This window comes from Variovorax boronicumulans (genome assembly GCF_040544675.1).
GTDB lineage: Bacteria > Pseudomonadota > Gammaproteobacteria > Burkholderiales > Burkholderiaceae_C > Variovorax > Variovorax boronicumulans_D.
The window spans coordinates 434934-455795 of sequence record NZ_JBEPKK010000003.1 but is presented as its reverse complement, the minus strand read 5'-3'; the positions used below and the strand labels follow the sequence as shown (position 1 = coordinate 455795).

Sequence of the window (20862 nt, the reverse complement as noted above, 5' to 3'; positions counted from 1 at the left end):
GGGCTGAGCCTGTCGAAGCCTCGCGCAAGGCTTCGACAGGCTCAGCCCGAACGGGTTTGTGAGGCTTCGACAAGCTCAGCCCGAACGGCTCTTGGGACTTCGACAGGCTCAGCCCGAACGGGTTTCAGGGCTATCAGGCGTTCAGCACCTTCTTGATCGGCGGCCGCACGTCCGAGCGGTGCGGCGGCAGCATCGGCTGGTGCTCGCGCGCGGGGTTCAGGATGATCGAGGTCGCCGTCTCGGTGAGGATGCAGAACTTGGTGACCACCGCGTCGAGGTGGCTCACGTCGATCACTGCGATCTCCAGGACCCAGCTGTCCTCGCCGGTCACGTTGTAGGCATTGACGCATTCAGGCGTGTCCTGCACCAGCTTCACGACGAGGTCGTAGTCGGCGCGCCCCACGCGGATGATCGCGCGGATGCCGTAGCCCAGCTTGCCGAGGTTGACGGTGGCGCGGTAGCCGCTGATGACGCCCGCAGCCTCCAGCTTCTTCACACGCTCGGTCACGGCCGGCTGGCTCAGGTGCACGCGGCGGCCCAGTTCGGCCATGGTGAGGCGTGCATCGGCCTGGAGCTCGGCGAGGATGCGGGTGTCGTGGGCGTCCAGCGCGGGGTTCAAGGTGAAGTCCATGGAACTCCTTTAAATCGACGGTGAGGGGTGAGTAGAACCGTGAAATGTCCATGGTTCCTTGCAGGCGGCTTTCATACCATGGGCGGCGCTTCGATACCAACAAAACCTCCGCCTCGACATGCCGACACTCGCTTCTCCCGCCCAGGCCACACCCGGTTCCGCACGCGGCGCGTTGCCGCCTTTGCTGTGGCTGTGCCTTGCCGCCACCTGGGTGGTCTGGGGCTCGACCTATCTTGCGATCAAGTACGCGCTGATCAGCTTTCCGCCGTTCCTGCAGATGGGGTCGCGCTTTCTGTTTGCGGGGCTGGTGCTCGCGGCCTGGATGCGCTGGCGCGGTGCCGCGTGGCCTTCGATGATGCAGTGGCGCAATGCGCTGGTCGTGGGCGCGCTGATGCTCGGCGGCGGCATGGGCGGCACGGCGCATGCAGAGGTCTCCATCGGTTCGGGCCTGGTGGTGGCCTTCATCGCGGTGGTGCCGCTGCTGATCGCGTTGCTGAACCTCATCTGGGGCATCAAGCCGACGCGCATGGAGGCGGCGGGCATCGCGCTCGGCCTCATCGGCGTGCTGATGCTGACGCAGGGCAGCGGCTTCCAGTCGTCGCCTGCGGGGCTGGTAGCCATTTCCATCGCCTGCATCTGCTGGTCGATGGGCAGCGTGCTGAGCCAGCGCAGCCTGCCGCTCGCGCCCGGTGCGATGGGGTTTGCGAGCGAGATGATCTGCGGCGGGGTGGTGCTGCTGGTGCTGGCGGCCGTCTCCCGCGAGAGCCTGGTGTGGCCGCCGGCGCCGGTGGCCGTCTGGGCCTGGCTGTACCTGGTGGTGTTCGGCTCGCTGATCGCGTTCAACGCCTACATGGTGCTGCTCGCGAAGGCGCCGGCTGCGCTGGCGGCGAGCTACACCTTCGTGAACCCGGTGATCGCGATGCTGCTGGGTGTGTGGATCGCCAACGAGACCGTGACGCGCTTCGAGTGGTATGCGGTGTCGGTCGTGCTGGCGGGGGTGCTGCTGCTGCTCTTCAAGCGCCCAGCAAAGAACTGAAGCGCTTTCTTCAGGTGCCCGGACGGCGCCAGAACGCGAGCGTGGCCGCCAGAAGCCACATGCCGGCCGCGCAGCTGCGGTTCAGCACCTTGAGGCCGCGACGCGAGAGCCAGCGCACGGCCTGCGTGCCAGCGGCCGCGTAGGCCAGCATCACGCAGGTGTCGAGCACGACGAAGATCGCGCCGAGCAGCAGGTACTGCGGGCCTTGCGGCTGGGTGATGTCGATGAACTGCGGGAGGAACGCCGCGAAGAACAGCACCGTCTTCGGGTTGGAGAGCGCCACGAGCAGGCTGCGCATCAGCGCGACACGGCCGTGCGGCCGAGCCTCGACAGCGGATTGGGCCAGCGCCGCGCCGAGATCGGTCGCTTCGCTGCGCCAGAGCTTGATACCGAGCCAGACGAGGTAGGCAACGCCGGCCACGCGGATCGCGTTGAAGAGCACTTCCGATGCCGCGAGCAGCGAGCCCAGTCCCAATGCCACCACCGCGATCAGCGTGATGCTGCCGAGCGATGCGCCCGCAATGCCCCAGCTCGCGCGCCGCATGCCGCCGTCGATGCCGTTGGACAGCGCCAGCAGCATCGTGGGGCCGGGAATGACGGCCAGCGCGAGCGAGGCGACGACGTAGATCAGCAGGGTGTCGAGCGTCATGGCTTGGGAGCGGTCTTGCCGCGTTGTTCGGCGGCGGCGCGGGCGCGCGCCAGGGCGGCTTCGACGATGGAGCGCTTGCGCGTGTCGGCGGCTTGCGGTTCGGCGGCGGCGGGTGCCGGTTCGGCCTCGCGCTTCGCAGCCTCACGGTGCAGGCCATGGAGTTTGTAGCGCTGCAACGCGGCCTCGGCCTGCGCCTGCGACCACGCCTGCCAGCCGCTGCGGCCGGGCGTTTCGACTTCCAGCGAGATGCAATCGACCGGGCACACCGGAATGCAGAGTTCGCAGCCCGTGCAGTGCGCCTCGATCACCGTATGCATCCGCTTGTTGATGCCGACGATCGCATCGGTCGGGCAGGCATCGAGGCAGAGGGTGCAGCCGATGCACCAGGCCTCGTCGATGACGGCCATGGCGCGTGGGCCTTCGGTGCCGAACTGCGGGTCGAGCGGCAGTGCAGGGCGGCCGGTGAGCAGCGCAAGGCGGGCGATGCCTTCGGCGCCGCCCGGCGGGCATTGGTTGATGCCTGCCTCGCCATCGGCCACGGCCTGCGCGTAGCCGGCGCAATCGGGGTAGCCGCACCGTGTGCACTGCGTTTGTGGCAGTGCGTCGTTGATGCGTGCGGCCAGCCCGTTCACGGTGTGGGATGCGCGCGACTCAGCGCGCGGCGCCGGTGCGGGGCTTGCTGGCTTTTTTGGCCGTGACCGCGGGTTTCTTGGCCGCCACATGCGTCTTCGAAGCTGCCGGCTTCCTGGCCGCCGCCGCTACGGCAACGGCCTTCTTCGGCACGGGTGCCGCCTTCTTGGCCGCGGGGGCGGCGATCTTCTGGCCCGGCTTGATGCGGTCTTCTGCCGGCAGGCTTTCGCGCGTACCGGCACGCTTTTGCGGCTGGTCGTTGGCGGCGATGAATTTCATCAGCTTGGGATAGACCAGGTCACGCCAGCGGCGGCCGCTGAAGATGCCGTAGTGGCCCGCGCCCTTGACCTCGTAGTGCTCGCGCTTCGAATCGTCCACGCCGGTGCACAGGCTGTGCGCGGCTTCGGTCTGGCCAGAGCCGGAGATGTCGTCCAGCTCGCCTTCGACCGTGAGCAGCGCGGCGGTGGTGATGTCCTGCGGACGCACGCGCTCGATCTGGCCTTCGGGGTTCTTCACATCCCAGGTCCCGTTGACGAGCTCGAACTGCTGGAACACGGTGCGGATGGTGTCGAGGTAGTAATCGGCGTCCATGTCGAGCACGGCGTTGTACTCGTCATAGAACTTGCGGTGGGCCTCGGCGCTGGCGTCGTCGCCCTTGATGAGGTCCTTGAAATAGTCGTAATGGCTGGTTGCGTGGCGGTCGGGGTTCATGGCCACGAAGCCGGTGTGCTGCAGGAAGCCGGGGTACACGCGGCGGCCTTCACCCGGAAAGCCCTGGGGCACGCGGTAGATCACGTTGTTCTCGAACCACTCGTAGCTCTTGTTCATCGCAAGGTTGTTGACCGCGGTGGGCGACTTGCGGGCGTCGATGGGGCCGCCCATCATCGTCAGCGTGAGCGGCAGCGGTTCCTTGCGGCTCGCCATGAGCGACACCGCGGCGAGCACGGGCACGGTCGGCTGGCACACGCTCACCACGTGGCAGTTGCCGTATTCAGCCTGCAGGCGGCGGATGAACTCCTGCACGTAGTTGATGTAGTCGTCCAGGTGGAACTTGCCTTCGGACATGGGCACCAGGCGCGCGTTCTTCCAGTCGGTGATGTAGACCTTGTGGTCCTGCAGCATGGTGCGCACGGTGTCGCGCAGCAGCGTGGCGTAGTGGCCCGACAGCGGCGCCACGATCAGCACCACGGGCTGGCTCTTGAGCGTCTTGAGGATGTGCGGCTCGTCGGTGAAGCGCTTGAAGCGGCGCAGTTCGCAGAAGGGCTTGTCGAGCTCGACGGCCTCCTGGATGACGACGTCTTCGCCATCGACCTTCACGGACTTGATGTTGAACTCGGGCTTTTCGTAGTCCTTGCCCAGGCGATAGAGCAGGTCGTAACCCGCGGCCATGCGCTGGGCCATGGGCAGCTGGCTCCACACGGCACCCGGGCCGTAGAGTTTGGAGGCCGCTTGCGCGAAGTCCGAGAACGGTTCCATCAAGGAACGCTGGGCTTCGTAGAGTTGGTAGAGCATCGCTGGTGTTGGAGTGGAATGTTGCGGTGCAATATATCAGCGCATTCGCCGCGGTGCAGGGGGCCTAACCCCTACACCGCCCCCGCCGCGAGGAGCCCTCGCTGCAAGCGCGTGAAGGAATCGTCGCCAGGGCGGATTCCCTCACGCCTTGCTGTCACCTAGATGACTTTGGCGATCGATGCGCAGACGTAGTCGATGTTCTTGCTGTTGAGCGCGGCCACGCACATGCGGCCGGTGTCGGTGCCGTACACGCCGAATTCATTGCGCAGGCGCACCATCTGGTCCTTGGAGAGGCCCGAGTAGCTGAACATGCCGATCTGGGTGGTGATGAAGCTCATGTCTTCCTTCACGCCCGCGGCCTTGAGGCCGTCGACCAGCTTCTGGCGCATGGCCTTGATGCGCACGCGCATCTCGCCCAGTTCCTTTTCCCAGAGGGCGCGCAGTTCGGCGTTGCCCAGCACCGCAGCCACCACGGCGCCGCCGTGGATCGGCGGGTTGCTGTAGTTGGTGCGAATGGCGATCTTGAGCTGCGAGAGCACGCGGCCGGCTTCTTCCTTGTTCTCGCACAGCACCGACAGGGCGCCCACGCGTTCGCCGTACAGGCTGAAGCTCTTGGAGAACGAGGTCGAGACGAAGAACGTAAGGCCCGCATCGACGAACTTGGCGACGGCGGCGCCGTCTTCCTTCAGGCCGTAGCCGAAGCCCTGGTAGGCCATGTCGAGGAAGGGCACGAGGCCCTTGGCCTTGACGGCCGCAACCACCTGGTCCCACTGCGCGGGGGTGATGTCGTAGCCGGTGGGGTTGTGGCAGCAGGCATGCAGCACGACGACGGTGCCCGCGGGCGCTGCGTTGAGTGCGGCCAGCATGCCCTCGAAATTGACGCCGCGCTTGGCTGCGTCGTAGTAGGGGTAGCTCTCGACCACGAAGCCTGCGCTGGTGAACAGGGCACGGTGGTTTTCCCAGCTCGGATCGCTGATCAGCACCTTGGCATCGGGGTTGAGCTTCTTCAGGAAATCGGCGCCGACCTTCAGGCCGCCGGTGCCGCCGATGCCCTGGATGGTGGCCACGCGGCCCGATTGCACGGGTTCGCTGTCGGTGCCGAACACCAGGCCCTTGACGGCGTTGTCGTACGCCACGATGCCGTCGATCGGCAGGTAGCCGCGGGCCGAGGGGGCCTTCATCATGTTCTGTTCGGCTGCCTGCACGCATTGCAGCAAGGGCAGCTTGCCGTTGTCGTCGTAATAGACGCCGACGCCGAGATTGACCTTGTTGGGGTTGGTGTCGGCTGCAAATTGCTCGTTGAGGCCGAGGATCGGGTCGCGCGGTGCCATTTCGACCGCGGTGAACATAGACATGGAAAGGTCCTTTGGGATGAAAGCTTCGCTGGCAACCGGGTTTGCGCTACGCTTTCCGGTTGCCTTGAATTTTACCGGCGCCATCGCCACCTGTCGGGAACAGCCATGCCAGAGAACACCGAAGCCATAGCAGACCTGAAGAAACTGGACCCGATCGGTCCTGCCAAGCAGGGCGAATTCATCAAGTACCCGGGCTCTCCGTTCGAGCTTTTCCAGCCGTATCCGCCGGCCGGCGACCAGCCCAAGGCGATCGACGGCTTGGTCGAGGGCGTGATCGACGGCGAAGTGTTCCAGACGCTGCTGGGCGTGACCGGGTCGGGCAAGACCTTCACCATGGCCAACGTGATCGCGCGGCTGGGCCGCCCGGCCATCGTGTTCGCGCCCAACAAGACGCTGGCGGCGCAGCTCTACAGCGAGTTTCGCGAGTTCTTTCCGAAGAACGCGGTCGAGTACTTCGTGAGCTACTACGACTACTACCAGCCCGAGGCCTACGTGCCGCAGCGCGACCTGTTCATCGAGAAGGATTCCTCGATCAACGAGCACATCGAGCAGATGCGCCTCTCGGCCACCAAGAGCGTGCTGGAGCGGCGCGACACGGTCATCGTGGCGACGGTGAGCGCCATCTACGGCATCGGCACGCCCGAGGACTACACGCAGATGCGTTTCATCATGCGGGTGGGCGACAAGATCGGACAGCGCGACGTGATCAGCCGGCTGATCCGCATGCAGTACACCCGCAACGAGCAGGATTTTTCGCGCGGCACCTTCCGCGTGCGCGGCGACACCATCGACGTGTTTCCGGCCGAGCACAGCGAGCTGGCGATCCGCATCGAGCTGTTCGACGACGAGATCGAGTCGCTGCAGCTCTTCGACCCGCTCACCGGGCGCATCCGCCAGAAGATTCCGCGCTTCACGGTGTACCCGTCGAGCCACTACGTGACGCCGCGCGACAAGGTGCTGGGCGCGGTCGAGACCATCAAGATCGAGCTGGCCGACCGCCTGAAGGAGTTCGTGGGGCAGGGCAAGCTGGTGGAGGCACAGCGCCTGGAGCAGCGCACCCGCTTCGACCTCGAAATGCTCGCCGAGATCGGCCACTGCAAGGGCATCGAGAACTACTCGCGCCACCTCTCGGGCGCCGCGCCCGGAGAGCCGCCGGCCACGCTGACCGACTACCTGCCGAAGGACGCGCTGATGTTCCTCGACGAGAGCCACCAGATGATCGGCCAGCTCAACGCCATGTACAGCGGCGACCGGGCACGCAAGACCACGCTGGTCGAGTACGGCTTCCGGCTGCCCTCGGCCATGGACAACCGGCCGCTCAAGTTCGACGAGTTCGAAACGCGCATGCGGCAGGCGATCTTTGTTTCGGCCACACCGGCGCAGTACGAAAAGGACCACTCCGGCAATGTCGTCGAGCAACTGGTGCGCCCGACGGGGCTGATCGACCCCGAGGTCGAGGTGCGTCCCGCGACGCACCAGGTGGACGATGTGCTGGGCGAGATCCGCATCCGCGTGGACAAGAACGAGCGCGTGCTGATCACCACGCTGACCAAGCGCATGGCCGAGCAATTGACCGACTACCTGGGCGACAACGGCGTCAAGGTCCGCTACCTGCACAGCGACGTGGACACCGTCGAGCGGGTCGAGATCCTGCGGGACCTGCGCCTGGGCGCCTTCGACGTGCTCGTGGGCATCAACCTGCTGCGCGAAGGCCTGGACATTCCCGAGGTTTCGCTGGTCGCGATCCTGGATGCCGACAAGGAGGGCTTCCTGCGCGCGGAGCGCTCGCTGATCCAGACCATCGGGCGCGCGGCGCGGAATCTGAACGGCAAGGCCATCCTCTACGCCGACCGGATGACCGAGTCGATGAAGAAGGCCATCGACGAAACCGAGCGCCGGCGCACCAAGCAGATCGCCCACAACCTGGCCAACGGCATCACCCCGCGCAGCATCGTCAAGCAGGTGCGCGACCTGATCGACGGCGTCTACAGCGAAAAGACGGGCAAGGAAATGGCCAAGCTCGACCTGGAACGCGCCAAGGTCGAGGACATGAGCGAGAAAGACATTGCCCGGGAAATCAAGCGGCTGGAGAAGCTCATGCTGGAGCACGCCCGCAACCTCGAATTCGAGAAGGCGGCGCGGGTGCGAGACCAGTTGGCGCTGCTGCGGGAGCAGGCATTCGGGGCGTCCGGCGGCGACAACATCGTCGTCTTGCCGTCGTAGCCGGAAGTCCGCGTTCTTCAAGGGGTTGGCGCTGGGGTTTACCCCAGCAGAGTTGAGGGCCTTCTGCTATACTTGACCGAAACACTCAACAACATAAGAACTTCGCGATGAAGGACCGACTCCTACCGGCTGGTTCACCAGCGTCAGGGGTCGGGCAGGGCGGAGACGAAGTCACCGCGGTCCAGGACCACGGTGTCATTTCAACGGTAAGCACTTGAAGGAGCTTGCGATGCGTCTCACTACCAAAGGCCGTTTTGCGGTCACCGCCATGATCGATCTGGCCCTGCGTCAGAACACCGGTCCGGTCACCTTGGCTGCAATCAGCCAACGGCAGCAGATTTCGTTGTCGTACCTCGAACAGCTGTTCGGCAAGCTGCGTCGCCACGAATTGGTGGAGTCGACGCGCGGCCCCGGCGGCGGCTACAGCCTCGGCCGCAAGGCGGCTGACATTACCGTGGCCGACATCATTGTTTCCGTCGATGAGCCCATCGATGCCACGCAGTGCGGAGGCAAGGAAAACTGCCTGGGCGAAGCGGGTCGCTGCATGACCCACGAACTCTGGGCTTCGCTGAACCAGCGCATGGTCGAGTTCCTCGACTCCGTCACATTGCAGAAGCTGGTCGACGACCAGATTGCCAAGGGCGTGCAGATCGAGAACAAGCCTGTGGTCAAGCGCGCGATCTCGGCGCAGCCGGTGGTCAAGCCGATTCGCGTGAATGCGCCGAATTCGGTGTTTGCCCTCGGCAACGTCTTCGCCAAGTCCTGAGTCGCGAGCGGCGCCACAGAGCGCCGCCGCCAGCAGCCCAGATCAAAGAACAACCCCACGCCAGCCCGAGCCATGGACGTCACTCCTCATTTCCCGATTTATCTCGATTACGGCGCGACCACGCCGGTCGACCCGCGCGTGGTCGACGCCATGATTCCCTGGTTGCGCGAACATTTCGGCAACCCGGCGTCGCGTAGCCACGCCTGGGGCTGGGAAGCGGAAGAGGCGGTAGAGAAGGCGCGCGGCCAGGTGGCTGACTTGATCAATGCAGACCCCCGCGAGATCGTCTGGACCTCGGGCGCCACTGAGTCCATCAACCTCGCGCTCAAGGGTGCGGCCCAGTTCTACAAGGGCAAGGGCAAGCACCTGATCACGCTGAAGACCGAGCACAAGGCCGTGCTCGACACCATGCGCGAACTCGAGCGCCAGGGCTTCGAAGTCACCTACCTCGACGTCGAGGAAAACGGCCTCGTCGATCTCGACAAGTTCAAGGCGGCCATTCGCCCCGACACCATCCTGACCAGCGTGCTCTTCGTGAACAACGAAATCGGCGTGATCCAGGACGTGGTCGCGCTGGGCAATGCCTGCCGCGAAAAGGGCGTGATCTTCCACGTCGATTCGGCCCAGGCCACCGGCAAGGTCGAGATCGACATCACGAAGTTGCCCATCGACCTGATGAGCCTCGCCTCGCACAAAACCTACGGCCCCAAGGGCATCGGCGCCCTGTATGTGCGTCGCAAGCCGCGCATTCGCCTCGAAGCGCAAATGCACGGCGGCGGCCATGAGCGCGGCATGCGTTCGGGCACGCTGCCCACGCACCAGATCGTCGGCATGGGCGAGGCCTATCGCATCGCCAAGCTCGAAATGAACGACGACATCGCCCATGCGCGCCGCCTGCAGCAGCGCCTGCTGGACGGCCTGAAGGATGTCGAACAGGTCTTCATCAACGGCGATCTCGAACGCCGTGTGCCGCACAACCTGAACATGAGCTTCAACTACGTCGAAGGCGAGTCGCTGATCATGGGCATCAAGGGCCTGGCGGTGTCGTCGGGTTCGGCCTGCACCTCGGCCAGCCTGGAGCCCAGCTATGTGCTGCGCGCCCTGGGCCGCAGCGACGAGCTGGCCCACAGCAGCCTGCGCATGACCATCGGCCGTTTCACGACCGAAGAAGAAATCGACTACGCCATCTCGACCATCAAGCACAACGTCGCCAAGCTGCGCGAGTTGAGCCCCCTGTGGGAGATGTTCCAGGACGGCGTCGACATCAGCACGATCCAGTGGTCGGCCCACTGACCCAGGCCCGCCCAAGGCTCCACGATTGAACAAAGTTTGAGAGGCACACCATGGCATATTCTTCCAAGGTCATCGACCACTACGAAAACCCCCGCAACGTCGGCTCCTTCGAAAAGGGCGACGACTCGGTAGGCACCGGCATGGTCGGCGCACCGGCCTGCGGCGACGTGATGAAGCTGCAGATCAAGGTCAACCCCGAAACCGGTGTGATCGAAGACGCGCGCTTCAAGACTTACGGCTGCGGCTCGGCCATCGCCTCGTCGTCGCTCGTGACCGAATGGGTCAAGGGCAAGACGCTCGACGAAGCGGCTGCGCTCAAGAACGCGCAGATCGCCGAAGAACTGGCCCTGCCGCCAGTCAAGATCCACTGCTCGATCCTCGCGGAAGACGCCATCAAGGCGGCCGTGAACGACTACAAGGCCAAGCACGGCGCCAAGACGGCCGAGTCGACCGCCGAAGCTGTTCACTGAGATGGCCGTTACGCTGACCGAAGCTGCTGCGCGCCACGTCACCCGTTACCTCGGCAAGCGAGGCAAGGGCGTGGGCGTGCGGCTGGGCGTGAAGACCACCGGCTGCTCGGGCCTGGCCTACAAGCTCGAGTACGTGGACGAGTTCACGCCTGAAGACGTGGTGTTCGAAGACCACGGCGTGAAGGTGCTGGTCGACCCGAAGAGCCTGGCCTACATTGACGGCACGCAACTCGACTTCGTGCGCGAAGGCCTGAACGAAGGCTTCAAGTTCATCAATCCGAACGAGCGTGATCGCTGCGGTTGCGGAGAGAGTTTTCGCATCTGATGCGTCGTCGCTGATTGCGACCACAGCCGCCACCATGTCATGTGCTGGCGGTTTTTTTTTGCCATGAACCTGAACGACACCGACTTTGAACTGTTCGCCGTCCCCGCGACCTTCGCGCAGGACCGCGCCGCGATCGACGCGCGCTGGAAAGAGCTGCAGCGCGAGGCCCACCCCGACCGGTTTGCCGCGCAGGGCGCTGCCGCGCAACGCGTGGCCATGCAGTGGTCGGTGCGCATCAACGAGGCTTATCAGCGGCTCAAGGACCCCATCCGTCGCGCGAGCTACATCTGCGAACTGCACGACGCACCGCTGGATGCCGAGAACAACACCACGATGCCATCCGATTTCCTGATGCAGCAGATGGAATGGCGCGAGGCGCTCGACGACGCCAGCGACATCGCCGCGGTCGAGAAGCTGCAGGCCGAGGTCGATGCCGGCCGTGCGCGCGCGCTGTCGTCGCTCGACTGGCTGATCGACGAAAAGGGCGACTACCCCGCCGCCGCGCAGCAGGTGAGAGCCCTCATGTTCATTGAGCGCTTCGGCCACGATGTCGAAGCCAAATTCGATCAGTTGGGACAATAACGAAATGCACCCCCACGCTCTTCACTTCGTGTATTCGCTGCCCCCCGAGGGGGCGCAGGCCTCCCTTGGGGCGGCCCGGCGGGAGGCCTGATGGCTCTCCTCCAGATTTCAGAACCCGGCCAGGCGCCCGACCCGCATCAGCGCCGCATCGCCGTGGGCATCGACCTCGGCACCACGCATTCGCTGGTGGCCGCGGTGCGCAACGGCGTGGCCGAGTGCCTGCCCGACGACCAGGGCCGCGTGCTACTGCCTTCGGCCGTGCGCTACCTCGATGGCGACCGCCGACAGATCGGCTTCGAGGCGCTCGCCGCGCGTGCGCAGGACCCGGCCAACACCATCACCTCGGTCAAGCGGCTCATGGGCCGCGGCCTCGTTGACATCGCGAACCGCGAATCCATGTCGTACCGCATCGGCGGCGACGACGGCGGCATGGTGAAGGTGCAGACCTCGGTGGGCGAGACGTCACCGGTCGAGATCAGCGCCGAGATCCTCGCCACGCTGCGTTTTCGCGCCGAAGACACCTTCGACGACGAGCTCTACGGCGCCGTCATCACCGTGCCGGCCTACTTCGACGAAGGCCAGCGCCAGGCCACCAAGGACGCCGCGCAACTCGCCGGCCTCAACGTGCTGCGCCTGATCAGCGAGCCCACGGCCGCGGCCATCGCCTACGGCCTGGACAACGCGAGCGAAGGCGTCTACGCGGTGTACGACCTCGGTGGCGGCACCTTCGACATCTCGATCCTGCGGCTCACGCAGGGCGTGTTCGAGGTCATCGCGACCGGCGGCGACTCGGCGCTGGGCGGTGACGACTACGACCATGCGCTCGCCGATTTCGTCCGCGCGCAAACCGGATTGCAGGTGGTGAACGACGGCGACAAGGCCGCGGTGCTCGTCGCAGCCCGCGCGGCCAAAGAGGCGCTGACCGATTCGGACGCTGTCGAATTCCAGGTCGAGGTGGCCGGCGGCTCCGTGCGATTCGATCTGAGGCGCGCGCATTTCGATGCAGCCACGAAAGCGCTCACCGACAAAACCATCGCCGCTGTCCGCAAGGCATTGCGCGATGCGAAGCTCAAGGCCGACGATCTGCAGGGCATCGTGCTCGTCGGCGGCTCCACCCGCATGCCGCAGATCCGCGAGGCCGTGGCCGCGTTCTTCGGCCGCGAGCCGCTGGTCAACCTGAATCCCGACGAAGTCGTCGCGCTCGGCGCGTCGATCCAGGCCAACCAGCTGGCCGGCAACAACGGCGCGGGCGATCTGTTGCTCCTCGATGTGATCCCGCTGTCGCTCGGCATCGAAACGATGGGCGGCCTGGTTGAGCGCATCGTGCCGCGCAACCAGACCATCCCGACCGCGATGGCGCAGGACTTCACGACCTATCAAGACGGCCAGACCGCGCTCGCACTGCACGTGGTGCAAGGCGAGCGCGACCTCGTGTCCGACTGCCGCAGCCTCGCGCGCTTCACGCTGCGCGGGATTCCGCCCATGGCGGCCGGTGCGGCGCGCATCCGCGTGACCTTCACCGTCGATGCCGACGGCTTGCTGAGCGTGAGTGCGAAGGAGCAGGGCAGCGGTGTCGAGGCCAGCGTGGCTGTCAAACCGTCGTACGGTCTTTCAGACGACCAGATCGCCACCATGCTGCAGGAGAGCTTCTCCACCGCGCAGCAGGACATGCAGGCCCGCGCGCTCGCCGAGGCGCGAGTCGATGCCGATCGCATGTTGCTCGCCACGCAAAGCGCCCTTGATGCCGACGGCGACCTGCTGAGCGACGACGAGCGCACCGTCATCGACGCGTCGATGGCAAAGCTGCGCGAAGCCGCCAAGGCCAGCAACGAAGCCGCGGCCATCGAAGCCGCCACCAAGACGCTGGCCAACGACACCGAAGCCTTTGCCGCCCAGCGCATGAACGCGGGCATTGCGCGCGCCCTTGCCGGCCGCAAGCTCGAATCCCTCTAGAACAACAACATGCCCACGATCAAGATCTACCCGCATCCCGAGTACTGCCCGCAAGGCGCCGAAATCACCGCGCCTGCGGGCACCTCCATCTGCGAGGCGCTGCTCGACAACCACATCAACATCGAACACGCCTGCGAGATGAGCTGCGCCTGCACCACCTGCCACGTGATCGTGCGCGAGGGCTTCAGCTCGCTCAACGAGGCGGAAGAGGGCGAAGAAGACCTGCTCGACCGCGCCTGGGGCCTGGAGCCGCAATCGCGCCTGAGTTGCCAATCGATCCTGGCGCAGGAGAATGTCACGATCGAGATTCCCAAGTACTCGATCAACCACGCCAAAGAGAATCACTGAAAGAGCCACCGCATGTCGCGCCAGATCGTCCTTGACACCGAAACCACCGGCCTCTCCGCGGAGAACGGCGACCGCATCATCGAACTCGGCTGCGTGGAGCTGGTTGCGCGCAAGCTCACCGGCAACGACCTGCACATGTATTTCAACCCCGAGCGCGAGAGCCACGAAGACGCGCTCAAGGTGCACGGGTTGACGACCGATTTCCTGCGCGACAAGCCGAAGTTCGCCACGCTGGGCAACGACATCATCGAGTACCTGCGCGGCGCCGAGCTGATCATTCACAACGCGGCCTTCGACGTCGGCTTCCTCAACAAGGAATTCGAGCGCGCCGGCCTTCCGCTCCTGCGCACCTTCGTGAGCGAGGTGACCGACACGCTGGCCATGGCGAAGCTGGTCTACCCCGGCAAGCGCAATTCGCTCGATGCGCTGTGCGACCGCTTCGGCGTCGATCGTTCGAACCGCACCTTCCACGGCGCCAAGCTCGATGCCCAGTTGCTGGCCGATGTCTACATCAACCTCACACGCGGGCAGGACGCGCTGATGATCGACGTCGCCTCGAACGAGCCCGCGCCAGGCGCCACCGTGGTGGCCATCGACCTGAGCCAGTTCGAGCTGCCGGTGATCATGGCGGGCGAGCAGGAGCTCGCGGCGCACGATGCGGTGTTGTCGCAGCTCGACAAATCCAGCAACGGACGCACGCTGTTTCGCCAAAACGGCGGAAATGCTGTGGCATAATCGAAGGCTTCGCGCAACGCGATTAATTCCAAGGCACTGCATTCGCGGTGCCACGGGCGGTTAGCTCAGGGGTAGAGCACAGCATTCACACTGCTGGGGTCGGAGGTTCGAAACCTCCACCGCCCACCATTTTTCTAGAAGAATCTTCAGCGACTCGGGTGACCCCCAGTCGCTTTTTTCTTGCCCGCCTCTTGCCTCTACTTCGCGCCGAACAGGTCGCCGCAGGTGTCGCACGCGAAGTACAGCTTCTGCTCGCCGCACTGAACGGCACCTGTGGCGCCTGCGCGAATCTGCCAGTCGCACGATTTGCCGTCCTTCTTGAGGGTGCCTTCGACGAAGCAGGGTGCCTGCTCGTAGTTGTCGTGCAGCGTCTTGTAGTCGACCTGCCTGGCCCGCGAGAAAAATTCGCGCGCCTTGCCGTGGTTCTGCGGCACATCGCTCGGCCGGCAGGCGGCGGCGGGCTGGTCGGACCGGAAATCGGCCATGTACACATCCGTGAACGTCGTGCTGCCAGCCGCACACGCCGCAACAAGCATTGCGCCGAACACCCCGGCTGCGGCCCGCACCTTCATTTCCATACCGCCGAACTCGCTTCGCCCGGGTTCTTGTACGACACCGTCGGATGCTTGTAGACATCGGTCGGCTTCAGGTTGAACTGCGCGTACAGCACGTCGATGAGCCATTGCAGTGACGCGTTCTGCGCCGCCGTGACCGCCTCGTAGGTCGTCTCGTCGATGTGCAGCCCGACCAGCTCGATGCCGATGGCCTCGCTGTTGATGGGGAAGCGGTCGGGGTACGACTTGGCGCGTTCGTGTGCATCGAGTGCGTTGATCTGCTGGGTCCACGACATCGCCAGCATCTTGGCCATGGCGGCCGTGTCGCAGGTGTTCTTGTTGACCGTCAGGCACTTCGACTTGATCAGCTTGCCGACGTGATAGCAGCGCGCGAAGAGGCTGGCCGTCTGGTAGATCTGGCCGTTCTTGTCGATGAGGAAATGGGCGCCGTTGCCGCCGTCCTTGTAGCCGTTGAGGCTGGACTCGGCGGTCGAGGAATCGGTCTGGTGAACGACGATGGCCAGCACGCTGGGCAAGGCGCCGTGTTCGATGCCGGATGAGCGTCGCGGAATCACTTTGGGATCGATGAGCATCCCGTTCGTGTCGATGGTGGACATGTCTCTCCCTGTTGAACAGTGCGGTGCAGTACACCACAGCCCTCCTCGATCCGAAAGCCGTAGAAGGTAACGTCATTTGACCGGCCGCTGTAGTTTCGCGCTGACGCGGAGTGAAGCTGCATGCTTGCGAATTACATGCGGCGGCCGACTAGAACGAAGAGGCTAAAGGAGACGACCATGGCCACACATCCCGACCTTCCGACCCCCGTCACGCCAGACCTTCCCGTGGAGCCCGACGAAGGCCCGAACACGGCGCCCGACGAAGCCACCGACCCCGAGCCGCCACCCCAGGTCTCGTGAGTTCGCAGCGCGGGCCGCGATAAGCTCGCGCCATGGACGAACTCGATTGCGCCGTTATCGGCGGTGGTGTGGTGGGGCTGGCCGTGGCGCGCGCTCTGGCGCTGGCGGGCCGTGAAGTGTTGGTGCTTGAAGCTGAAGGTGCCATTGGCACCGGCACCAGTTCGCGCAACAGCGAAGTCATTCACGCAGGGATCTACTACCCGCAGGGATCGCTCAAGGCACGGCTGTGCGTCGAAGGGCGACACGCGCTCTACGCATATGCGACGGAACGCGGCGTGCCACATCGGCGCTGCGGCAAACTCATTGTTGCCACGTCTGAAGAGCAGGTGGGGCAGCTTGAAATCATTCGCGCGAAGGCGGCCGCAAACGGCGTCGACGACCTGGTGCAGATCAATGGGCAGCAGGCCATGGCGATGGAGCCGCAACTGAATTGCACCGCCGCGCTGCATTCGCCCAGCACCGGCATCGTCGACAGCCATGCGCTCATGTTGAGCCTGCTGGGCGACCTGGAGAACGCCGGCGGAATGCTGGCGTTGAAGTCGCCCATTGCGCGTGCCGAATGCGGCAACGGCGCCATCGTGTTGACCGCACAGGACGGGACGTCGCTGCGCTGCCGTACTGTTGTGAATGCAGCCGGACTCGGTGCGCCGGCGCTGGCGCGGCGGTTCGAGGGGCTGCCCGCCACATCGATTCCTACTGAGTATTTTGCCAAGGGCAACTACTTCACCTTGTCGGGGCGCGCGCCGTTCAGTCGCCTCATCTACCCGGTGCCCGAGCCCGGCGGCCTTGGCGTTCACCTGACGCTCGACCTCGGCGGGCAGGCCAAGTTCGGACCCGACGTGCAATGGGTCACTTCGGCCGATGACCTGGTGGTGGACCCGGCGCGCGGCAACGGCTTCTATGCCGAGGTGCGCAAGTACTGGCCCGCCTTGCCCGATGGTGGATTGATTCCGGGCTACGCCGGCATGCGTCCCAAGATCTCCGGCCCGGGCGAGCCCGCAGCCGACTTCATGATCGACGGCCCCGCGTCGCACGGTGTGCCGGGCCTGGTCAATCTTTTCGGCATCGAGTCGCCGGGACTCACCAGCAGCCTGGCGATCGCCTCGCATGTCGCGCGGCTGCTGGCCGATACATGAGCCATCGCAGGCCACGAGCGTGCACATCCGCGCATGAGGGGCTTTCCAGCCTGTAACATGACACCACGCCATTTGCTGGCGTGAAGCCGCCGGCGCGGTGCCGGTGTCATCACGGAGGAAAGTTTCCAATGAGTGCATCCCAAAATCTTGAAGCAGCAGCCGAAGACATCGCAAGCGACGTGCGCGGCGTGCTGGCCAGCAAGGACCTGGATTCGGTTCCCCACATCAAGGCGCTGCGTCAGCGCATCGACACCAAGCTCGCCATTGCGCGCGAGCTCGCCGCCGAGAAAAGCAAGCTTGCCGCCAAGAAGGCGCGCGAGGCGGCTTCCGCCACCAATGCCTACGCCCACGACGAACCTTGGCAGATCGCAGGCGCCGCACTGGCCGTCGGCGTGCTGGTGGGTCTGTTGCTTGGCCGCCGCTGATCGCGCAAACCCAAGCGCGCACCGCCGGCCCGTTCGCTGCCGCCCATTGAGCGGGGCAGGAGCCTGCCCATGAAGCTGCTGTCCCTGTTCGGCCTGAGCGGCCGAATTCGCCGACTGCGTATCGCGGCCGCCGAAGGTGCACTCGCAGCCGAAGACCGTGTGCAGTTGCTGCGCATGGCCTGGGAGGAAGAGAAACAGCGCCTGAAGCTGATGCTCATCCTGGTGGTGGTGCTGGTGGGGCTCACCACGGTCACGGCGGCGCTGCTGTCGGTGGCGGTGGTGGTGCATTTCTGGGAAACGCCGTACCGCGTCACCGCCGCCTGGTCGGTGGCCGGCGCGTGGATCGCGCTTTGGCTCGCTGCCGCTGCCGGTCTGCTGCTGACCCTGCGCAACGCCTCCAACAGCTTCATTCCGGCACGGCAGGAGTTCGAACGCGATTGGGCCTGGGTGCAGGACAGCTTCGGACTCGGCAAGGACCCGGAAGACGAAGAAGCACCGCGTCCACCGCGGCCGGCCACGCGCGAGGAATTGCTCGCGCGCATGACGCATCAGCGCGAGCGGATTGCGACCCTGCAAGGCGGCCGCGAAACGCAGCCTGCGGGCACCACCGAGCGCGAGGCGCCTCCGCCCAACGAAAGCGCATCCGCCGCCGCACTGCGCATTGCGCGGGCGCATCCGGTGGCGGCGGGCGTCGTCGCTGCAGCCGCCGTGGTGGTGATTCGCCCGAAGCGCTTGCTGCGCTGGGCGGCCGTCATCGCGCCGATTCTCTGGCGCATGCGCTGAGAGAAAGAAAAAGGTCTCAGGCTTTGCTGCGGTCCCGCAGCAGCGCCTGAGCCGCTTCGCGAACCAGCGCCGGTCCGCGGTAGATCAATCCGGTGTAGATCTGCACCACGTCCGCGCCTGCGGCGATCTTGGCCGTGGCATCGGCCGCGCTCAGGATGCCGCCCACGCCGATGATCGGGAAATCCTTGCCCAGTGCCGCGCGCAACTGGGCGATCACTCGATTGCTCGCCTCGCGCACCGGTGCGCCCGACAGCCCGCCCGCTTCCTCCGCATGCGGCAAGCCAGCCACTGCATCGCGCGCCAGCGTGGTGTTGGTGGCGATCACGCCGTCCATGCCGTGACGCTGCAGCGTGGCGGCAATGACCGCCACCTGGGCTTCGTCGAGATCGGGCGCGATCTTCACGAACAGCGGCGAACGCTTGTTGTGCTGCGCGGCCAGCGCCTCGCGCCGCTCGGCCACCGCGCCCAGCAGCGCATCGAGCGCCTCGTCGCTCTGGAGGCTGCGCAGGTTGGCCGTGTTGGGGCTCGAGATGTTGATCGTCACATAGTCGGCATGCGGGTACACGCCGTCCAGACAGGCGAGGTAGTCGTCCACCGCGCGCTCGATCGGCGTGGCCGCGTTCTTGCCGATGTTCAGGCCGAGCAGCATCGGCGTCCTGCCGCCGCCGCTCTTGCGAAAACGCGCCTTCTGCACATTGGCGAGGAAGGCGGCCAGCCCTTCGTTGTTGAAGCCGAGCCGGTTGATCAGCGCATCGCGCTGCGGCAGGCGGAACATGCGCGGCTTCGGGTTGCCCGGCTGCGCCTTGGGCGTCACCGTGCCGACCTCGACGAAGCCGAAGCCCATGGCTGCAAAGGCGTCGATGCAGCGTGCGTTTTTGTCGAGCCCGGCCGCAAGGCCCACGCGGTTCGGAAAGCTCAGACCGGCGAGAGTGACCGGGTCATCCACGCGCGGTGCCGAATAGGCGCAGGCCAGCGGTGTGTTCTGCGTGCGTGCCAGCCCGTCGAGTGTGAGTTCGTGAGCATGCTCGGGATCGAACCCGAAGAGAAAAGGGCGGGCCAGGCCATAGAGCGAAGAGGGCAGCAGCAGGGGCATCGGATAATTCTCGACTTCAATGAGCCAAGGATTCTCCGCGATGACCGCACCCGCCTCCCCATCTTCCGCGCCCGCAGCAGCGCCTACGCTTTCCCAGGACGAACTCAAGGCCCAAGTCGGCCTGGCCGCGCTGGCCTACGTGGTCAAGGGCGAGATCGTCGGCGTGGGCACCGGCTCGACGGTCAACAAGTTCATCGATGCGCTGGCCACCATCAAGGACCAGATCAAGGGCGCCGTCTCCAGCTCGGTGGCATCGACCGAACGCCTTCGCGCGCTGGGCATTCCGGTGTTCGACAGCAACGAGGTGGAAGAACTGGCCGTCTACATCGACGGCGCCGACGAGATCGATCACAGCGGCTTCATGGTGAAGGGCGGCGGCGCGGCGCTCACGCGCGAGAAGATCGTCGCGGCGCAATCGAAGCGCTTTGTCTGCATCGCCGACGCATCCAAGCTGGTCGAGACACTGGGCGCCTTTCCGCTGCCGGTGGAGGTGATCCCGATGGCGGTGCAGCGGGTGATGCGCCAGTTCGCGGCCATGGGCGGTATTGCGCAAGTGCGCGAGAAGGGCGGGCTGCCGCTGGTCACCGACAACGGCCAGCACATCGTCGATGTCACGGGCCTGAAGATCAGCGATCCGCTGGCCTTTGAATCCGAAGTGAGCCAGTGGCCCGGTGTGGTGACCGTCGGCGTCTTCGCCCATCAGAAAGCCGATGTGTGCCTGCTGGGCACCGCGGCGGGCGTGAAGACGATGCAGTTCGCCTGAAGGGCCGAGGGAGGAGCGGCCGAGCCGCTCTCGTCAGAACTTGATGCCGGCCGGGTTGCTGGGGCTCGGATCGCTGGAGGCGGGCGGCGGCGGTGCGGGTTGCGCAGCAGCCGGTGCCGCGGCGGCACGGGGCGCAGGCGCTGCCTGCTGCGCAACCAGCGGCCGCGCGGGACCGTTGCGGTAGCCGGCCGGCAGGCTGTTGCTCTTGGGGTAGCCTGCCGCATCGAGGTATTGCGACCATTCGGCATCCGCAAAGCCCTTCAGCTGCTGGGTGCCGATGGTGAGCAGTGGCAGCGAACTCTGGCTGCTCAGGCGCTGCAACGCCTCGATGTCTTCATTGCTCTTGACCGTGCGTTCCTCGAAGGGAATGCCTCGCGTGGTGAGCAGCGTGCGGGCCGCGCTGCAGGGGGCGCATTCGTCGCTGCTGTACAGCGTGACGGGGTAGCGTTGCGCCACCTGCCGCAGTTCGTAGGGGAGCCCCGCCGTGTTGGCCGGGGTTGCGACGCCTTGCGGTGCTGCCGCCGGCTCGGTGCTGGCGGTGGGCGCGCGGTCCGAGAAAGTGACCTTGCCGTTCTTGTCGACATTGCGATAGATCGGCTGGGCCATGGCGCCTGCGGCCACGAGCAGCAGGGCGAGGCCGGTCAGGCGACGCGGCGGGAATTTGTAAGGCGTCAGATACATCT

At 65.5% G+C, this 20862-nt stretch carries 24 protein-coding genes and 1 tRNA gene; 16 read left to right on the top strand and 9 right to left on the bottom strand.

Annotated features, from left to right (window positions below; genetic code table 11):
* Positions 1-133: 133 nt before the first annotated feature.
* A complete protein-coding gene (locus ABIC90_RS08125; RefSeq protein ID WP_354353572.1) occupies positions 134-631 on the bottom strand; it encodes an Lrp/AsnC family transcriptional regulator in 498 nt (165 codons plus the stop codon).
* Positions 632-749: 118 nt separating this feature from the next.
* Between ABIC90_RS08125 and ABIC90_RS08120 the strand changes: the two genes are divergently transcribed.
* Entirely contained in the window at positions 750-1667 is a 918-nt protein-coding gene (locus ABIC90_RS08120) for an EamA family transporter (protein WP_354353571.1), read from the top strand.
* Positions 1668-1677: 10 nt separating this feature from the next.
* On the opposite strand, the gene ABIC90_RS08115 is transcribed toward ABIC90_RS08120, so the two are convergent.
* From ABIC90_RS08115 to ABIC90_RS08100, 4 genes are all read right to left on the bottom strand, one after another.
* Positions 1678-2316: a LysE family translocator gene (locus ABIC90_RS08115; RefSeq protein WP_354353570.1), complete on the bottom strand. Its 639-nt coding sequence runs from the start codon at positions 2314-2316 to the stop codon at positions 1678-1680.
* Positions 2313-3038 carry an RnfABCDGE type electron transport complex subunit B gene (locus tag ABIC90_RS08110; protein WP_354353569.1) on the bottom strand — a complete coding sequence of 242 codons (726 nt, stop codon included), beginning with the start codon at positions 3036-3038 and terminating at the stop codon, positions 2313-2315. The genes ABIC90_RS08115 and ABIC90_RS08110 overlap by 4 nt, the downstream gene beginning before the upstream one ends.
* Positions 2968-4458, bottom strand: a complete 1491-nt coding sequence (locus ABIC90_RS08105; protein WP_354353568.1) for a polyhydroxyalkanoate depolymerase — start codon at positions 4456-4458, stop codon at positions 2968-2970. The genes ABIC90_RS08110 and ABIC90_RS08105 overlap by 71 nt, the downstream gene beginning before the upstream one ends.
* A 158-nt stretch (positions 4459-4616) precedes the next feature.
* Positions 4617-5813, bottom strand: a complete 1197-nt coding sequence (locus ABIC90_RS08100) for an amino acid aminotransferase (protein WP_354353567.1) — start codon at positions 5811-5813, stop codon at positions 4617-4619.
* Between the two features lie 105 nt (positions 5814-5918).
* Between ABIC90_RS08100 and uvrB the strand changes: the two genes are divergently transcribed.
* From uvrB to ABIC90_RS08050, 10 genes are all read left to right on the top strand, one after another.
* Entirely contained in the window at positions 5919-8036 is a 2118-nt protein-coding gene (gene uvrB, locus ABIC90_RS08095) for an excinuclease ABC subunit UvrB (RefSeq protein ID WP_354353566.1), read from the top strand.
* Between the two features lie 229 nt (positions 8037-8265).
* The gene (gene iscR, locus ABIC90_RS08090; RefSeq protein ID WP_093237517.1) at positions 8266-8802 is read left to right on the top strand and encodes a Fe-S cluster assembly transcriptional regulator IscR; all 537 of its coding nucleotides are present in this window, start codon (positions 8266-8268) and stop codon (positions 8800-8802) included.
* A 72-nt stretch (positions 8803-8874) separates the two neighbouring features.
* Positions 8875-10095, top strand: coding sequence for an IscS subfamily cysteine desulfurase (locus ABIC90_RS08085; protein ID WP_354353564.1), 1221 nt, complete (start codon positions 8875-8877; stop codon positions 10093-10095).
* 50 nt (positions 10096-10145) lie between these two features.
* Positions 10146-10565, top strand: a complete 420-nt coding sequence (gene iscU, locus ABIC90_RS08080) for a Fe-S cluster assembly scaffold IscU (protein WP_280807155.1) — start codon at positions 10146-10148, stop codon at positions 10563-10565.
* A 1-nt stretch (position 10566) separates the two neighbouring features.
* The gene (gene iscA / locus ABIC90_RS08075; RefSeq protein ID WP_007828190.1) at positions 10567-10890 is read left to right on the top strand and encodes an iron-sulfur cluster assembly protein IscA; all 324 of its coding nucleotides are present in this window, start codon (positions 10567-10569) and stop codon (positions 10888-10890) included.
* Positions 10891-10953: 63 nt separating this feature from the next.
* On the top strand, positions 10954-11472 hold the full coding sequence (gene hscB, locus ABIC90_RS08070; protein WP_354353563.1) for a Fe-S protein assembly co-chaperone HscB: 519 nt from the start codon (positions 10954-10956) through the stop codon (positions 11470-11472).
* A 90-nt stretch (positions 11473-11562) separates the two neighbouring features.
* A complete protein-coding gene (hscA, locus tag ABIC90_RS08065; RefSeq protein ID WP_354353562.1) occupies positions 11563-13425 on the top strand; it encodes a Fe-S protein assembly chaperone HscA in 1863 nt (620 codons plus the stop codon).
* Between the two features lie 9 nt (positions 13426-13434).
* A complete protein-coding gene (gene fdx, locus ABIC90_RS08060; RefSeq protein WP_354353561.1) occupies positions 13435-13773 on the top strand; it encodes an ISC system 2Fe-2S type ferredoxin in 339 nt (112 codons plus the stop codon).
* A gap of 12 nt (positions 13774-13785) precedes the next feature.
* The gene (dnaQ, locus tag ABIC90_RS08055) at positions 13786-14508 is read left to right on the top strand and encodes a DNA polymerase III subunit epsilon (protein WP_354353560.1); all 723 of its coding nucleotides are present in this window, start codon (positions 13786-13788) and stop codon (positions 14506-14508) included.
* Between the two features lie 54 nt (positions 14509-14562).
* A tRNA-Val gene (locus tag ABIC90_RS08050) sits at positions 14563-14637 on the top strand.
* 68 nt (positions 14638-14705) lie between these two features.
* Here ABIC90_RS08050 and ABIC90_RS08045 read toward each other — a convergent pair.
* Together ABIC90_RS08045 and ABIC90_RS08040 are read right to left on the bottom strand one after the other, a co-directional pair.
* Entirely contained in the window at positions 14706-14993 is a 288-nt protein-coding gene (locus ABIC90_RS08045) for a hypothetical protein (RefSeq protein WP_354353559.1), read from the bottom strand.
* Between the two features lie 83 nt (positions 14994-15076).
* Complete coding sequence (locus ABIC90_RS08040) at positions 15077-15679, bottom strand: peptidoglycan recognition protein family protein (RefSeq protein WP_354353558.1); 603 nt, start codon at positions 15677-15679, stop codon at positions 15077-15079.
* Between the two features lie 177 nt (positions 15680-15856).
* Here ABIC90_RS08040 and ABIC90_RS08035 point away from each other — a divergent pair, with 177 nt between their 5' ends.
* The 4 genes from ABIC90_RS08035 to ABIC90_RS08020 all read left to right on the top strand — a co-directional run bounded on the left by ABIC90_RS08035 (position 15857) and on the right by ABIC90_RS08020 (position 18323).
* Positions 15857-15979: a stereocilin gene (locus ABIC90_RS08035; protein WP_354353557.1), complete on the top strand. Its 123-nt coding sequence runs from the start codon at positions 15857-15859 to the stop codon at positions 15977-15979.
* Between the two features lie 32 nt (positions 15980-16011).
* The gene (locus ABIC90_RS08030) at positions 16012-17115 is read left to right on the top strand and encodes an NAD(P)/FAD-dependent oxidoreductase (protein ID WP_354353556.1); all 1104 of its coding nucleotides are present in this window, start codon (positions 16012-16014) and stop codon (positions 17113-17115) included.
* A gap of 128 nt (positions 17116-17243) precedes the next feature.
* Positions 17244-17540, top strand: coding sequence for a glycine zipper domain-containing protein (locus ABIC90_RS08025; RefSeq protein WP_198786144.1), 297 nt, complete (start codon positions 17244-17246; stop codon positions 17538-17540).
* Positions 17541-17609: 69 nt separating this feature from the next.
* Complete coding sequence (locus ABIC90_RS08020; protein WP_354353555.1) at positions 17610-18323, top strand: phage holin family protein; 714 nt, start codon at positions 17610-17612, stop codon at positions 18321-18323.
* 16 nt (positions 18324-18339) lie between these two features.
* Here the strand turns inward: ABIC90_RS08020 and ABIC90_RS08015 are convergent, their stop codons facing one another.
* Positions 18340-19416, bottom strand: coding sequence for a quinone-dependent dihydroorotate dehydrogenase (locus ABIC90_RS08015; RefSeq protein WP_354353554.1), 1077 nt, complete (start codon positions 19414-19416; stop codon positions 18340-18342).
* A gap of 40 nt (positions 19417-19456) precedes the next feature.
* On the opposite strand from ABIC90_RS08015, the gene rpiA reads away from it, so the two are divergent.
* Positions 19457-20179 (top strand): ribose-5-phosphate isomerase RpiA, encoded by a 723-nt coding sequence (gene rpiA, locus ABIC90_RS08010; protein WP_354353553.1) that lies wholly within the window; start codon positions 19457-19459, stop codon positions 20177-20179.
* 33 nt (positions 20180-20212) lie between these two features.
* Here rpiA and ABIC90_RS08005 read toward each other — a convergent pair whose 3' ends face one another.
* Positions 20213-20860: a glutaredoxin family protein gene (locus tag ABIC90_RS08005; protein ID WP_354353552.1), complete on the bottom strand. Its 648-nt coding sequence runs from the start codon at positions 20858-20860 to the stop codon at positions 20213-20215.
* Positions 20861-20862: the final 2 nt, after the last annotated feature.

Bases quoted from the DNA above. Each gene is read 5' to 3' on its own strand.
- hscA (WP_354353562.1), top strand. From the start codon at position 11,563: ATGGCTCTCCTCCAGATTTCAGAACCCGGCCAGGCGCCCGACCCGCAT.
- ABIC90_RS08025 (WP_198786144.1), top strand. From the start codon at position 17,244: ATGAGTGCATCCCAAAATCTTGAAGCAGCAGCCGAAGACATCGCAAGC.
- ABIC90_RS08020 (WP_354353555.1), top strand. From the start codon at position 17,610: ATGAAGCTGCTGTCCCTGTTCGGCCTGAGCGGCCGAATTCGCCGACTG.
- ABIC90_RS08040 (WP_354353558.1), bottom strand. From the start codon at position 15,679: ATGTCCACCATCGACACGAACGGGATGCTCATCGATCCCAAAGTGATT.
- iscU (WP_280807155.1), top strand. From the start codon at position 10,146: ATGGCATATTCTTCCAAGGTCATCGACCACTACGAAAACCCCCGCAAC.
- dnaQ (WP_354353560.1), top strand. From the start codon at position 13,786: ATGTCGCGCCAGATCGTCCTTGACACCGAAACCACCGGCCTCTCCGCG.
- ABIC90_RS08115 (WP_354353570.1), bottom strand. From the start codon at position 2,316: ATGACGCTCGACACCCTGCTGATCTACGTCGTCGCCTCGCTCGCGCTG.
- rpiA (WP_354353553.1), top strand. From the start codon at position 19,457: ATGACCGCACCCGCCTCCCCATCTTCCGCGCCCGCAGCAGCGCCTACG.
- ABIC90_RS08045 (WP_354353559.1), bottom strand. From the start codon at position 14,993: ATGGCCGATTTCCGGTCCGACCAGCCCGCCGCCGCCTGCCGGCCGAGC.
- ABIC90_RS08015 (WP_354353554.1), bottom strand. From the start codon at position 19,416: ATGCCCCTGCTGCTGCCCTCTTCGCTCTATGGCCTGGCCCGCCCTTTT.
- uvrB (WP_354353566.1), top strand. From the start codon at position 5,919: ATGCCAGAGAACACCGAAGCCATAGCAGACCTGAAGAAACTGGACCCG.
- ABIC90_RS08005 (WP_354353552.1), bottom strand. From the start codon at position 20,860: ATGTATCTGACGCCTTACAAATTCCCGCCGCGTCGCCTGACCGGCCTC.
- ABIC90_RS08085 (WP_354353564.1), top strand. From the start codon at position 8,875: ATGGACGTCACTCCTCATTTCCCGATTTATCTCGATTACGGCGCGACC.
- hscB (WP_354353563.1), top strand. From the start codon at position 10,954: ATGAACCTGAACGACACCGACTTTGAACTGTTCGCCGTCCCCGCGACC.
- ABIC90_RS08105 (WP_354353568.1), bottom strand. From the start codon at position 4,458: ATGCTCTACCAACTCTACGAAGCCCAGCGTTCCTTGATGGAACCGTTC.
- fdx (WP_354353561.1), top strand. From the start codon at position 13,435: ATGCCCACGATCAAGATCTACCCGCATCCCGAGTACTGCCCGCAAGGC.
- ABIC90_RS08035 (WP_354353557.1), top strand. From the start codon at position 15,857: ATGGCCACACATCCCGACCTTCCGACCCCCGTCACGCCAGACCTTCCC.
- iscR (WP_093237517.1), top strand. From the start codon at position 8,266: ATGCGTCTCACTACCAAAGGCCGTTTTGCGGTCACCGCCATGATCGAT.
- ABIC90_RS08030 (WP_354353556.1), top strand. From the start codon at position 16,012: ATGGACGAACTCGATTGCGCCGTTATCGGCGGTGGTGTGGTGGGGCTG.
- iscA (WP_007828190.1), top strand. From the start codon at position 10,567: ATGGCCGTTACGCTGACCGAAGCTGCTGCGCGCCACGTCACCCGTTAC.
- ABIC90_RS08120 (WP_354353571.1), top strand. From the start codon at position 750: ATGCCGACACTCGCTTCTCCCGCCCAGGCCACACCCGGTTCCGCACGC.
- ABIC90_RS08100 (WP_354353567.1), bottom strand. From the start codon at position 5,813: ATGTCTATGTTCACCGCGGTCGAAATGGCACCGCGCGACCCGATCCTC.
- ABIC90_RS08110 (WP_354353569.1), bottom strand. From the start codon at position 3,038: ATGTGGCGGCCAAGAAACCCGCGGTCACGGCCAAAAAAGCCAGCAAGC.
- ABIC90_RS08125 (WP_354353572.1), bottom strand. From the start codon at position 631: ATGGACTTCACCTTGAACCCCGCGCTGGACGCCCACGACACCCGCATC.